Source organism: Niallia taxi, from assembly GCF_032818155.1.
Classification (GTDB): domain Bacteria; phylum Bacillota; class Bacilli; order Bacillales; family Cytobacillaceae; genus Niallia; species Niallia taxi_A.
The window spans coordinates 989,036-1,002,095 of record NZ_CP102589.1; the positions used below are offsets into that span (position 1 = coordinate 989,036).

Sequence of the window (13,060 nt, forward strand, 5' to 3'; positions counted from 1 at the left end):
AAATTTACTTTTTTAGGAAAAAGTGAAACTTTCTTCTGTATTTTTCGTTTATATGTATATTGTTGGAATTATTTAGGGATTCTTATAGTAATTGGTTATTTTAAGAAAAGAGGTTATGAAATGAAAGAGGTCGTTTTGACTATTGCTGTACCATGCTATAACGAAGAGGAGGTATTTGAACAATCATATTATCAACTGAAAAATGTGCTAACTTCCCTTATTTCAGAAGGACTTATTAGTTCTAAAAGTCAATTGCTCTTTATTGATGACGGAAGCAAGGATTCAACATGGGATAAAATTGAAAGTGCAACCCATTTTGACAAGCTTGTCAGCGGTATAAAGCTGTCGAGAAACTTTGGACACCAAAGAGCGTTACTTGCTGGGCTAGAGGAAGCTGTTCAGTTTTCTGATTGTGTCATCAGTATTGATGCAGATCTTCAGGATGACACCAGTGTAATAAGAGAATTTGTGCTGAAATACTTAAGCGGCTATGAAATAGTGTATGGTGTTAGAAGCAAAAGAGAAACAGATACCTTTTTTAAGCGGAGTACAGCACAAGGCTTTTACCGCCTAATGGGGAAAATGGGCTTATCACTCGTTTATAATCATGCTGACTATCGTTTGTTAAGCAAAAGAGCATTAACAGAAATGCTACAGTTTAAGGAGTCCAACCTTTTCTTAAGAGGTGTTGTCCCATTACTTGGGTTTAAGTCGACTAGTGTTTATTATGAGCGCAAGGCTCGTGAGGCAGGGGAATCTAAATACCCAATCGCAAAGATGCTTGCATTTGCATTAGATGGTATTACATCCTTCAGCGTTAAGCCGATTCGGTTTATTACATTAATAGGATTTTTGTCTTCCATTATCAGCCTTATTGCAGGTGGTTATGTGCTTGTTCAAAAATTCCTTGGTGATACAGAATCAGGCTGGGCATCTGTAATGATTTCTTTATGGCTGATTGGTGGCCTTCTTTTAATGAGCATTGGTCTTATTGGTGAATATATAGGGAAAATTTACGAAGAAGTAAAACACCGTCCGCGCTATATTATTGAAGATAATCTTTGCAGGAATAAGCAGGCTAATCCTGCTAAATCAAAGGTGCATATATAATGCTTCGCTATCCTTTTATACGTTTTCTGTTCGTTGGTCTAATTAACACAGCAGTCGGCCTTTCTATTATGTATGCCTGTCTGCTGTTATTTCATATTAATTATTGGAGCTCCACTTTTATAGGTAACTTGGTTGGAGCGGTTGTAAGCTATTTTCTTAACAAAAATATTACTTTCCAAAGCAATGCTAGATTCATAGGAAGTGGTATACGGTTTGGCATTGTCATTCTAGCTTCTTATTTCATTGCCTATAAGCTTGGTCTAGTGCTTGTGGAAGAAGTGGCAGGAAGAATTCCGGTGCTCACGGGTTATGTGGAAGTGCTTGCTGTTCTTTTTGGAAGCGGCATGTACACAATATTAAATTATTTTGGGCAGAAGTATCTTGTGTTTTCAACTAAATTTCAACAGGTTTCAAGGAGTGTTAAATGATTAAAGTAACAGGTTTAGGGAAGCAGGAAAAAATCTTCCTCTCATTGGCATTATTAATCGTTGTTTTATGGGTTTTGCCCTATTTTATTCTAAATGGAAATGCTCATATGCGTATCCATGATAATCTCGATTCCAATCTTGGCTGGTATGAAGTTTTAAAAGACAGTGGTAATATGTTTGCACCTGTTAATACGCCAATGGAACAGATTATGAACGGTGAGTTTTCCCGGGATACATACTATTCGGAATACTATGGCATGGTTTTACTTTTTAATATCCTGCCTCCTGTCGTTGCATATGGTCTGTGTCAGGCAATTACGAGAATTGTTGCCTTTTTAGGAATGTATCTTCTTTTAAAAAAGTATGTTTTTAAGAAGTCAAACCCTTATATCATTACAATAGGTGCAGCATTGACGTTTTCACTCACGCCATACTGGCCTTCTGGCATGCTCAGCATCCTTGGAATGCCTTTAGCATTATGGAGCTTTCTAAATATTCGCAAGGGTGAGCGAAACTGGAAAAACTATGTAGTAATTACACTATTACCGTTTTTTTCGACGTTTGTGATCGGCTTTTTTTATTTTCTTACATTCATTGGCCTGCTGTGGGTATATGACCTCTTTAAGACGAAAAAATGGAACCTAGTATTTTTACTATCCATCATTTATATGCTAGTAATCTATATGGCGATTGATTATCGTTTAGTTATGTCCATGATCGCCCCAGCATCGAATGAACTAACAAACAGGGATGTTTTTTATCAATCTAAGCTTGATCTAATCCAGACATTTAAGCTAATTGGCAAGAACTATGTTATTAGTCATAATCAAGACAGAACGATTTCGCAATATATCATATTGCCCCTCACCATTATTTGCTTAGTTTGGGTGCTTATTAAAAATAAAGCAAAAGACAATCGTCTATTTATTTTCTTGCATATTGTTAATTTGCTGCTGTCCACATGGTATGCGTTTTGGTTCTTTGAAGGCTGGCAACCATTGAAAGAACGGTTCGGTATTTTGACGAGCTTTAATTTTGGCAGATTCCATTATTTGCGACCGATGATCATCTATGTTTTATTTGCACTATCATTGAAAATGCTATGGGATCAAGGTGGACGAGTAAGAAAATTAGTTTATGTTTTGGTTATAGCACAGCTGCTTGTATTGATACCAAATAATGAGGAGATCATGTACAAAGATCAGCCGAGCTATAAGCAATATTTTGCAGTTGACGAATTTAAGGAAATTAAAGATTACATAGGTAAGCCATTAGAGGATTACAGGGTTGTCAGTATTGGCATGCATCCTAATGTTGCCCAGTACAATGGCTTTTATACACTTGATTCCTACAGCAATATATATCCATTAAGCTATAAGGAAGAATTCAGAAAAATTATTGAGCCTGAGCTCAATAAAAATAAAGGGCTAAGGGAGTATTATGATTACTGGGGTGGCCGCTGTTATATATTTGTTGATGAACTCGGCAAAAAATACCAGTTTTCCAAGCATACAAAGAAAACTATCAAGAATTTGGACTTAAATACAAATCAGCTTAAGAAAATGGGCGGTCAATATATTCTGTCCGCAGTTCCTATTGATAACGCTGCAGATAATAATTTAAGCTTTGAGAAATCATTTGCTTCAAAGGAAAGTTATTGGAAGATATATCTTTATAAAGTAAATGGAAAAGTGTCTCAACAAAGACTGTAGAAAACCGATGATTTAAAAAGCTCTTGAGGGTATTATACTAAAAACAAGTGGATATTGATTTCTCCTGCAGATTGGCTGTCCCGCTAATCTGCAGGGGAAAGAGATATCTTTTTTTATTGGAGCTTACTCTATTTTTTCAAACGGGTTTCGTATACAGATAAACATCTATCCACTTTATAGTATAAATTACTAATCACCCCAATATATATAAATTGGAGGTGTTTATGGATATTTTAACGGCTATTATCATGGGTATTGTAGAAGGCTTGACAGAGTTCGCGCCTGTTTCGTCAACAGGGCATCTTATTTTAGCAGGCCATTTGTTGGACTTTACTGGAGAAAGTGCGAAAACATTTGAAATCATTATTCAGCTTGGCAGCATACTCGCCGTTATTTTTGTTTTTTGGCGAAGGATATTAAGTATTTTAGGATTAAAGAAATATCAAGATTCGGAAAGTGTTGGTACACTAAGTATTTTTCATATTGCTGTAGGAATTATTCCCTTCGGTGTTGGCGGTGTTCTGTTTTATGACTTGATAAAAAATGTTTTATTTAGCCCGGCAACTGTTGTTATCACATTAATTATCGGAGGGTTGCTGATGCTGGCAGCTGAGAAGCTGAAGCCGAAAGCTTCTGCAGAAACGCTTGATCAAGTTACATACAGACAAGCTTTAACAGTAGGTTTTTTTCAGTGCTTTGCTTTAGTGCCAGGCTTTTCCCGATCTGGAGCAACACTTTCAGGCGGACTGCTTGCAGGCATGAGCCATAAGACAGCGTCTGAATTTACATTTATCATGGCAGTTCCCATCATGTTTGCAGCATCGGCAAAGGATTTATTTGAAAGCTGGAGTCAATTGGGCGCACAAGATATACCTGTTTTTGCAGCAGGCTTTGTGACCGCCTTTATCGTTGCATTAATTGCGATCAAGTTTTTTCTGCGTCTTATTAATAAAGTAAAATTAATTCCTTTTGCGATATATCGTTTTGGACTGGCCATCGTTTTTTGGATATTTATTATATAAAAATGACAAATGCTATCCTTTGAGAAAGGATAGTATTTTTTTGTTCCATCCTTGAAAAAACCTCGTTTCATCCCTTTACCACGCTAATTTGTCACCATTTACACTTGTTCATTTGAATGATATACTCTCTGCTTGGGAAAATATAAAGAATGCATTTTTTAAGCAATATTAACCTTTATGAACAATGCTTCTTACATATTTTTTAATATCAAAAATTATGTCGATTTTTAAAGAAATGAAGACATGTCAATAAAAGACAATAAACAAATGAGGTGTCAAATCTTGCGTGAGTATATTTATGTATTAATTGGATCTGCTATTGTAGCATTATCATTTAACTTATTTCTATTGCCTAACAGCATCGCTTCAGGTGGAGTGAGCGGTATCAGCACAATTACTGCGAGTCTGTTTCATTGGGAGCCGGCATTTGTACAATGGGCGTTTAATATTCCTTTATTTATTGCCGGCGTAATATTACTAGGGAAAAACTTCGGTATTAAAACGCTTGTCGGAACATTATTTTTGCCATTTGTCGTTTTCTTATCAAAGGATATGGAGCCATGGACTATGCAACCCCTGCTTGCAGCGATATACGGTGGAATTGGTATTGGCCTTGGGATAGGGATTGTTTTTAAAGGAAGGGCATCAACAGGCGGAACAGATCTTGCCGCGCAAATTATCACTAAATATACTGGAATGTCATTAGGAAAAAGCGTTGCATTGATCGATGGGGTTATTGTTATTACGGCTGCTGCTGTATTCAGTATTGAACAGGGTTTATACGCATTGTTAGCCTTGTTTATTACAAGTAAGACAATTGATATTGTCCAGGTTGGCTTTGGAAGCAGCAAAATGGCACTTATCATTACAGAAAAACAAGAGGATGTAAGGGAAGGAATCTTAAATAAAATCGACAGAGGTGTTACAAAGCTGACAGCCCATGGCGGTTATACAGATTTTGAGCGTCCTATTTTGATGTGTGTTGTTGATCAGGCCCAATTTATGAAATTAAAAGGGTTAGTTCAATCGATAGATCCGTCTGCTTTTGTCATTGTAATGGATGCATCAGAGGTTCATGGCAGAGGCTTTAGTGCAAAAAAAGCATAGTAGTAAATAAATGTCCTTCTATTTTTGTATAAAATGCAAAGATAGAAGGATTTTTTATGTGTAATATGTCGATTCTTTGTAAGATTTGTAACAGGTTCAAAAATGTAATCGCTTTATTGTAAATGGAGAATAAGTTAAACAGAATTATGTCATGTAAATATTTCCTCAAAATGTAACATAATATAGGTATAAAAGCCTAAAATAAAGAAAAAAATAAAAAAAAAAGGGGAATTTGGTTGATTTGTAGTACTATTATAATAGTAAATTAAGGTATGGGAAGATAATAATAGTACTTTTTTCGATATTTGAAAAGAAAATGTAATAATTTTATCCGTTAATTTACCGTACTATGATGATATAATAATGTAAGTAATTAGAAGGAAGTCTTATATTTATAAAAAAAATGTCTCCTTCAGTCGGTTTGTAAATGTCGAATTTTGGTGGTTAATGGAGTTAGAAAAGGAAAAACGAGAGAATTAAGTTTCTCTTATTAGAGAAAGCAATTGATATGGCAATTCGCAAATGTGATTCGTCTTCCATGTTGCTATAGACGTTTTGCACTTTTCTTATGTTCTTACAAATAAAATTCAGGTGTGATAATAGATGATAGAAATGAAAAATGTAATCAAGAAATATGCCAATGGTGTTATTGCAGCAAATGGCATTGATGTGAAAATTAATCAAGGTGAGTTTGTATATGTAGTAGGGCCGAGTGGTGCCGGAAAATCTACATTTATTAAAATGATGCATCGGGAGGAAAAACCGACGCAAGGCACGATTCTAATCAACGGAGTTAATTTGGCAAAACTGAAAAACAGCAAGGTCCCGTTGTTGAGAAGAAATATGGGAGTTGTCTTTCAGGATTTCAAGCTCTTGCCTACATTGACTGTATATGAAAATGTTGCGTTTGCATTAGAAGTTATTGAGGAAAATCCTAAATTAATAAAAAAACGAGTAATGGAAGTTCTAGGACTTGTTGGTTTAAAACATAAAGCAAGAATGCTTCCTACTGAATTATCAGGAGGAGAGCAGCAGCGTGTCTCTATTGCCCGCTCAATTGTGAATTCTCCTAAGCTTGTCATTGCCGATGAGCCGACTGGGAATCTTGACCCTGAAACTTCTTGGGAAATTATGAATATCTTCGAGGAAATCAACAATAGGGGAACGACAATTGTGATGGCTACTCACAATAAGGAAATTGTTAATACGATAAGACATCGTGTAATCGCCATCGAGGGTGGAAGAATTGTTCGTGACGAGCAGAGAGGTGATTACGGATATGAAGGCTAGAACAGTTAAAAGACATGGTAGAGAGAGTTTTAAAAGTTTATGGAGAAACGGATGGATGACATTCGCTTCGATCAGTTCTGTTACTATTACCCTTTTACTTGTCGGTGTATTCTTCGTCATTATGATGAACTTGAACGAAGTTGCCACGACGATTGAAGAAAATGTAGAAATACGTGTTCATGTTGATCAGACGGCAACAAAAGAGGATCAAGCAGCACTTGAGGATAAAATAAAGGGAATATCAGATGTGGCAAGTGTTACATTTTCTGCGAAACAGCAGGAATTGGACAATTTAATTAAGAGTTTTGGTGATCAAGGGGATGCCTATGAACTATTCCAGCAGGATAACCCGCTAAGTGATGTTTTTGTTGTTAAAACGAAGGATCCGAATGACACGAAAAAGGTAGCAAAAGAAATAGAGAAGTTTGATAATGCAGCAACTGTAAAGTATGGGCAAGGCACTGTTGACAGACTATTTAATGTCATCAATGTTAGCCGAAACGTCGGGATTGTCCTAATTGCAGGACTTCTGTTCACAGCAATGTTTTTAATTTCCAACACAATTAAAATTACCATTGTTGCTAGACGTAAAGAGATAGAAATTATGAGACTTGTCGGTGCAACAAACTGGTTTATCCGCTGGCCGTTCTTCCTTGAAGGAATGTGGCTTGGAGTATTAGGCTCAATTATTCCAATTGGCCTCGTATCTGTTATTTACTATTATGCATATGAATATTTACAGCCAAGATTAGCTGGAAACTATATTCAAATTCTTGATTACACACCATTTGTTTATCAAGTGGGAGCATTGCTATTGTTGATGGGTGCAGTAATCGGTATTTGGGGAAGTGTTATGAGTATACGTAAATTCTTGAAGGTATAAGGTGAAACAGGAGGAAGTAGTCCCTTCCTCCTAATACTCACAATATACTGTTGAGTTCATAGTCTGGATGAAGGCCAGGCTATTAAATTGGCGTTATTTTCGATGGTATAGTTCTAATTTACTAGTTTTATGGTGATTTAATCTACTTATCTATCAATAGAGGGGAAGGCATGAGAGCTTGAAAAATACAATAGTTAAATGGACAATCGTTACTACTTTAGGCATTGGTGGTATAGTTACTCAAGTACCATTTTCTACGGCATATGCTGCGAGCATAAGTGATCTTAATAAACAAAAAGAAGATATTGAAAGCAAGCAGAATGATGTGGAAAATAAAAAGAGCGATAAAAACGATGAGTTAAGCAACATCCATGACGAGCAAGAATCTGTGGAAGCGGAGCTGAAGAGACTAAATACAGCCATTTCCACTACTCAAGTCAACATTACTGAGAAGAAAAGTCAGATAGAAACAACAAAAGCTGATGTGAAAAGGCTGGAAAAACAAATTAAAGAAACACAAAAACGAATTGATGAAAGAAATGAAGTACTGAAGGACAGAGCTAGAGCAATGCAGGAAACTGGCGGAGCAGTAAGCTATATGGACGTTCTTATGGGCTCTCAAAGCATAAGTGATTTAATCGACCGTATCGGAGCTGTTGCAACGATTGTGGAGGCAGACCGAACTATTCTAAAAGAGCAGGAAGCCGATAAGAAGCTTTTAGAAGATTCAAAAGCAGAATTAAAGGAAAAGCTCAGCTCTCTTGAAACAATGCTAAGTGATTTGGAAGATATGAAAGCTGATTTGGATTCAAAAAAGAAAGAAAAAGATAAAGTGATGGCTCAGCTTGAAAAAGAAGAGGATCATGTTCACGCAGAAATGCTGTCTCTTGAAGAAGAAGAAGCAATTTTGTCAGATCAAAAGGTAGCAATGGAAAAAGCAATTAAGCTGGAAAAACAGCGTCAGGCTGAAGCGGCTAAAAAAGCAGCAGAAGAAGAGAGAAAGAGACAAGAGGCAGAAGCAGCCGCTGCTGCAGCTGCGGCAAAAGCTAAAGCTGCAAAAGCGAGCAGCAGTTCAAGTAGTTCAAGTTCTAGCTCTAGCTCAAAAAGTTCAGGTTCAAGTAGCTCAAGCTCAAGTTCAAGTTCAAGCAGCTCAAGTTCTTCATCTGCACCTTCAAGCCCGGCAGTATCATCAGGTGCTTTCACTAAACCGGCAAACGGAGTTCTTACTTCTGGCTTAGGCCAACGTTGGGGGACATTCCATGCAGGAGTTGACTTAGCGGCAACTGGTGATAATGTGGCAATTCTAGCAGCTGCAGACGGTGTTGTTATCCGTTCTTATACATCAAGTAGCTATGGGGAAGTTGTTTTCATCGCTCACTCTATTGATGGTCAGACGTATACAACTGTTTATGCACATATGAAATCTGGAAGCAGAAAAGTAAGTGCAGGCCAGGTTGTTTCGAAAGGCCAACGCATCGGTACAATGGGGAACACTGGTGATTCTCAAGGACAGCATTTGCATTTTGAATTGCATAAAGGCGAATGGAACCAGGCTAAATCAAATGCAATTAACCCAGTTGGTATTGTTCCATTGTAATAGATTAAAAGACTTGTCCACAAATGTGGACAAGTCTTTTTCCTTTTTACTGGAAGAGCCTCCAAATAATGAAACAGGATACAACTATGCTATAATGGAGGCATTAGTTTTAGTTAACAAGAGGAGCAATGAAAATGAGCGGCAATGATCATAATAATGACGAGTTAAATCCGATAAACGGAAACAGTGCCATGCTTGATGAGGAAACTTTATTTATCGTTTCTCAAACCTTTAAAGCATTATCAGATCCAACGAGAATTAAAATTCTCCATGTATTATCTGAAAAGCAGCATTCTGTTAATGAAATTGCAGAAAGGCTTCAAATGCTGCAGTCTACCGTATCACATCAATTGCGGTTTCTAAAAAACCTTCGTCTTGTCAAATACCGTCGCGAGGGAACTACGATGATTTATTCCTGTGATGATGAGCATGTAATGAGCGTTTTAAAACAGATGATTGACCATGCAAGACATCACTAATGAAGAGCTACAGCAGCCGCTATTTTTGCGGTTGCTTTTTTATACCCATATTGGAAATTACATTGACACTTTAAAGCCTGCTTACATATAATATGAATATATGAGTAGTTGTTCATATATTAATTTATATATAAATAAGTAAAATAGATAAAACCACTTAAGATACTTTCATTAAGGTTTACGAAAGAGGGGATAACCATGGAGAAGGGAAGAGAGCTGCAAAAAAAGGATTTTATTTTAGAAGGGCTAGACTGTGCTAATTGTGCAATGAAAATTGAGCGAGGTGTTTCTTCAATTGAAGGGGTGGATGCCTGTCAGGTCAATTTTGCGACACAAACATTGTCTATGGAGTTCAGTCAAGAAGCTGAAGCAATTGTTGCAAAAACAGAAAAAACGATAAAACGATTAGAACCACATGTTAAATTAAGAGAAAAGACAGCAGGAGGACCTAAAAAAGCGAATAATCATGCACATCATCACCATCATCATAGCCACGCTCATGAACATGAACATGAACATGAACATGGACATTCTCATGAGCATGGAAATGAGAATATGAAAAGGATGATCTTTAGGCTCGTTATAGGGACAATTATAGCTGGTGCTGGCCTTTTTCTTCCATTAGATGGTTTTGCTGAGTTATCTGTATTTCTTGTTGCTTACTTGATTATTGGTGGAGATATTGTTTGGAGGGCATGCACGAATATTGTCCGCGGCCAAGTATTTGATGAACATTTTCTTATGGCAATTGCCACAATAGGCGCATTTGCTATCTCAGAGTATCCAGAAGGTGTTGCAGTAATGTTGTTTTATCAAGTCGGAGAACTGTTTCAAGGCGCTGCTGTTAATCGTTCACGCAAGTCTATTAGCAGCCTGATGGATATCCGACCTGATTATGCTAATGTGCAAAAGGGGCAAGGCTTTGAAAAAATGTCACCTGAGGACGTTGTAATTGGGGATATAATTGTCATCAAGCCTGGTGAAAAGGTCCCGCTAGATGGTATTGTGCTTGAAGGCAAGTCAAGTGTTGATACCTCTGCGTTGACAGGTGAATCTATGCCAAGAGATATAGAAGCAGGCCACGATATATTAAGTGGATTTATTAATAAAAATGGTGTTCTTACTGTTAAGGTAACAAAGGAATTCAGCCAGTCCACTGTTGCTCGCATCTTGGAGCTTGTTCAAAATGCCAGCAGCAGAAAAGCACCGACAGAAAACTTTATCACAAAGTTCGCCCGTTATTATACTCCGGTTGTTGTGATTATTGCTGTACTTTTAGCTGCTGTTCCGCCACTGGTATTGGAAGGTGCGACATTCTCTGATTGGCTTTACCGAGCTTTAATCTTTTTGGTTATTTCTTGTCCGTGTGCTTTAGTCGTTTCCATCCCCCTTGGATTTTTTGGAGGAATTGGAGCAGCTTCAAAGGCAGGAATCCTTGTTAAGGGAAGCAATTATTTAGAAGCATTAAATAGTGTTAAATATGCAGTGTTTGATAAGACTGGAACACTTACAAAGGGTGTATTTGAAGTAGTTGCAGTTCACCCTGCAAATGGATATGCAGACCAAGATGTGCTGAAAAATGCTGCGTTAGCAGAAGTTCATTCCAACCATCCTATTGCAGAATCGATTAGAAAGGCTTATGAAGGAAAAGTATCAGAAGCGGATGTAAATAAGTATGAAGAAATTCCTGGTCATGGTATATCAGCTATTGTAGGTGGAGCAAAAATTTTAGCAGGTAATCAAAAGCTGATGGTGAAAGAAGAAATAGATTTTACCGTAAGGGAAGAGTCGGGAACTATTGTCTATGTAGCAGTAAATAATGAATTTATCGGCTCTCTTATTATCTCAGATCAATTAAAGGACGATGCAGCACAAGCAATTACAGCTTTAAAGAAAGCAGGTATTAAAAAGACAGTCATGCTCACAGGTGATGCAGCAGCAGTTGGAAGGAGTGTTGCTAAGTCGCTGGATATTGATGAAGTCTATGCAGAGCTGCTGCCTCAGGATAAAGTCGAACAAATCGAAAAGCTAGACGCAAAAAAGCATGCTAAAGAAAAGATTTTATTTGTGGGAGACGGAATTAATGACACTCCTGTACTTGCAAGGGCAGATGTAGGGATGGCGATGGGAGGATTAGGATCAGATGCTGCTATTGAAGCAGCAGATATTGTTATCATGACAGATGAGCCTTCCAAGATTGCCACAGCAATATTAATTGCCAAAAAAACGAGAAGAATTGTTTGGCAAAACATAGTGTTTGCATTAGGCGTAAAGGCAATTTTTCTCCTGCTTGGAGCCTTTGGAATTGCAACAATGTGGGAAGCAGTATTCTCTGATGTTGGTGTCACATTAATTGCTGTCCTTAATGCAATGAGAGTTCTTAATAATAAAGATATACAATGATTAAACCCGCTGCTAAAAGGGCAGCGGGTTTTTGTGTGGATATTACATTACATTTGGAGGTGTAGTATGAACTGCAGGTGGAGCGGGCTTGAGTTTTGGGGCAGGTCCAAATGGCGGTACATCCTTTACATATTGGAATGTTCCCATGCCATCCATGCTTTGACCAGATGCCCATCTTCCTTTGCTGCTTTCGTCTCCCATCGAATGGTTCAAGAACAAATAAGAAACATCTCTTTTTTCCAGTTCCTTCGGGAATGTATTTGGAACAACAACACCCTCTTGCTGCTCTAGCTCATAGATAGCAGCAAGCCACTGGTTTTGGTGCATTGTGTCACGTGCAATAAGGTACGAAAGCATATCCTTAATACCTCTGTCATCCGTTTGTTCGTAAATTCTTACAGCCTGCAATCTGCCTTGTGATTCTGCATGAAGGTTTGAACGCATATCTGCAAGCAAATTACCACCAGCTATAATATAGCTGCCGCTCCAAGGCACTCCATTACTGTCTTTAGGTGTAGCAGATAACCCTGAGACAATGGCATGCTGCGGATCCATTCCACCAATTATTGCTGCTAAAGCAGGGTTAGTAGCCGCAGCAGTATCCAGCTCTGTAACAGGAGCATCATCTAAAAGGCGGGCAACCATTGTAGATAACAGCTCGATATGTCCAATTTCTTCTGTTCCCGTATCTAACAGTAAATCTCTATATTTAGCATGCCCTCTAGTTCCCCATGCTTGAAATAAATATTGGTTCATGACTGACATTTCACCAAATTGGCCGCCAATTAATTCCTGAAGCCTTCTCGCCATAATAGGATCTGGTCTTTCTGGCTTGGCTTGATAGGCTAATTCCTTAATATGATAGAACATTGTAGGCATTCCTCCCTCATAGTCTGTATAGGTTATTCAACTAAAGGGAAATAGGTTCATTTTACTTAAGGTATGCCGAAAAGCTGTCATCATAACTTGTCCTTTGGCCGCATATAAATGAGTAGGCACTTCTCATGAAGAAGACAGGCATGATGAAGA

Annotated in this window: 11 protein-coding genes; 10 read left to right on the forward strand and 1 reads right to left on the reverse strand. The window is 37.7% G+C overall.

From position 1 onward, the window contains the following. Window positions 1–120: 120 nt before the first annotated feature. From NQZ71_RS04855 to NQZ71_RS04900, 10 genes are all read left to right on the forward strand, one after another. Window positions 121–1,110, forward strand: a complete 990-nt coding sequence (locus NQZ71_RS04855; RefSeq protein WP_144453836.1) for a glycosyltransferase family 2 protein — start codon at window positions 121–123, stop codon at window positions 1,108–1,110. Next, complete coding sequence (locus tag NQZ71_RS04860; RefSeq protein ID WP_144453834.1) at window positions 1,110–1,538, forward strand: GtrA family protein; 429 nt, start codon at window positions 1,110–1,112, stop codon at window positions 1,536–1,538. Before NQZ71_RS04855 ends, NQZ71_RS04860 begins: the two co-directional genes overlap by 1 nt. Next, on the forward strand, window positions 1,535–3,250 hold the full coding sequence (locus NQZ71_RS04865) for a DUF6044 family protein (RefSeq protein WP_317011431.1): 1,716 nt from the start codon (window positions 1,535–1,537) through the stop codon (window positions 3,248–3,250). Before NQZ71_RS04860 ends, NQZ71_RS04865 begins: the two co-directional genes overlap by 4 nt. Before the next feature lie 224 nt (window positions 3,251–3,474). After that, window positions 3,475–4,272: an undecaprenyl-diphosphate phosphatase gene (gene bacA, locus NQZ71_RS04870; RefSeq protein ID WP_275009072.1), complete on the forward strand. Its 798-nt coding sequence runs from the start codon at window positions 3,475–3,477 to the stop codon at window positions 4,270–4,272. A 282-nt stretch (window positions 4,273–4,554) separates the two neighbouring features. Next, a complete protein-coding gene (locus NQZ71_RS04875; RefSeq protein WP_375545228.1) occupies window positions 4,555–5,379 on the forward strand; it encodes a YitT family protein in 825 nt (274 codons plus the stop codon). 603 nt (window positions 5,380–5,982) lie between these two features. Further along, a complete protein-coding gene (gene ftsE / locus NQZ71_RS04880) occupies window positions 5,983–6,669 on the forward strand; it encodes a cell division ATP-binding protein FtsE (protein ID WP_127738198.1) in 687 nt (228 codons plus the stop codon). Further along, window positions 6,659–7,552, forward strand: coding sequence for a permease-like cell division protein FtsX (ftsX, locus tag NQZ71_RS04885; protein WP_127738197.1), 894 nt, complete (start codon window positions 6,659–6,661; stop codon window positions 7,550–7,552). Before ftsE ends, ftsX begins: the two co-directional genes overlap by 11 nt. A 178-nt stretch (window positions 7,553–7,730) precedes the next feature. Next, window positions 7,731–9,149, forward strand: a complete 1,419-nt coding sequence (locus NQZ71_RS04890; RefSeq protein ID WP_317011432.1) for a murein hydrolase activator EnvC family protein — start codon at window positions 7,731–7,733, stop codon at window positions 9,147–9,149. A gap of 134 nt (window positions 9,150–9,283) precedes the next feature. After that, the gene (locus NQZ71_RS04895) at window positions 9,284–9,628 is read left to right on the forward strand and encodes an ArsR/SmtB family transcription factor (protein WP_260054628.1); all 345 of its coding nucleotides are present in this window, start codon (window positions 9,284–9,286) and stop codon (window positions 9,626–9,628) included. 198 nt (window positions 9,629–9,826) lie between these two features. Continuing rightward, window positions 9,827–12,031, forward strand: a complete 2,205-nt coding sequence (locus NQZ71_RS04900; RefSeq protein ID WP_317011434.1) for a heavy metal translocating P-type ATPase — start codon at window positions 9,827–9,829, stop codon at window positions 12,029–12,031. Window positions 12,032–12,073: 42 nt separating this feature from the next. Here the strand turns inward: NQZ71_RS04900 and NQZ71_RS04905 are convergent, their stop codons facing one another. Then, window positions 12,074–12,901, reverse strand: a complete 828-nt coding sequence (locus NQZ71_RS04905) for a manganese catalase (RefSeq protein WP_144453824.1) — start codon at window positions 12,899–12,901, stop codon at window positions 12,074–12,076. Between the last annotated feature and the right edge of the window lie 159 nt (window positions 12,902–13,060).

Coding starts and splice junctions, on each gene's coding strand:
- NQZ71_RS04895 (WP_260054628.1), top strand. CDS start 9,284: ATGAGCGGCAATGATCATAATAATGACGAGTTAAATCCGATAAACGGA.
- NQZ71_RS04905 (WP_144453824.1), bottom strand. CDS start 12,901: ATGTTCTATCATATTAAGGAATTAGCCTATCAAGCCAAGCCAGAAAGA.
- ftsE (WP_127738198.1), top strand. CDS start 5,983: ATGATAGAAATGAAAAATGTAATCAAGAAATATGCCAATGGTGTTATT.
- NQZ71_RS04860 (WP_144453834.1), top strand. CDS start 1,110: ATGCTTCGCTATCCTTTTATACGTTTTCTGTTCGTTGGTCTAATTAAC.
- ftsX (WP_127738197.1), top strand. CDS start 6,659: ATGAAGGCTAGAACAGTTAAAAGACATGGTAGAGAGAGTTTTAAAAGT.
- NQZ71_RS04900 (WP_317011434.1), top strand. CDS start 9,827: ATGGAGAAGGGAAGAGAGCTGCAAAAAAAGGATTTTATTTTAGAAGGG.
- bacA (WP_275009072.1), top strand. CDS start 3,475: ATGGATATTTTAACGGCTATTATCATGGGTATTGTAGAAGGCTTGACA.
- NQZ71_RS04865 (WP_317011431.1), top strand. CDS start 1,535: ATGATTAAAGTAACAGGTTTAGGGAAGCAGGAAAAAATCTTCCTCTCA.
- NQZ71_RS04855 (WP_144453836.1), top strand. CDS start 121: ATGAAAGAGGTCGTTTTGACTATTGCTGTACCATGCTATAACGAAGAG.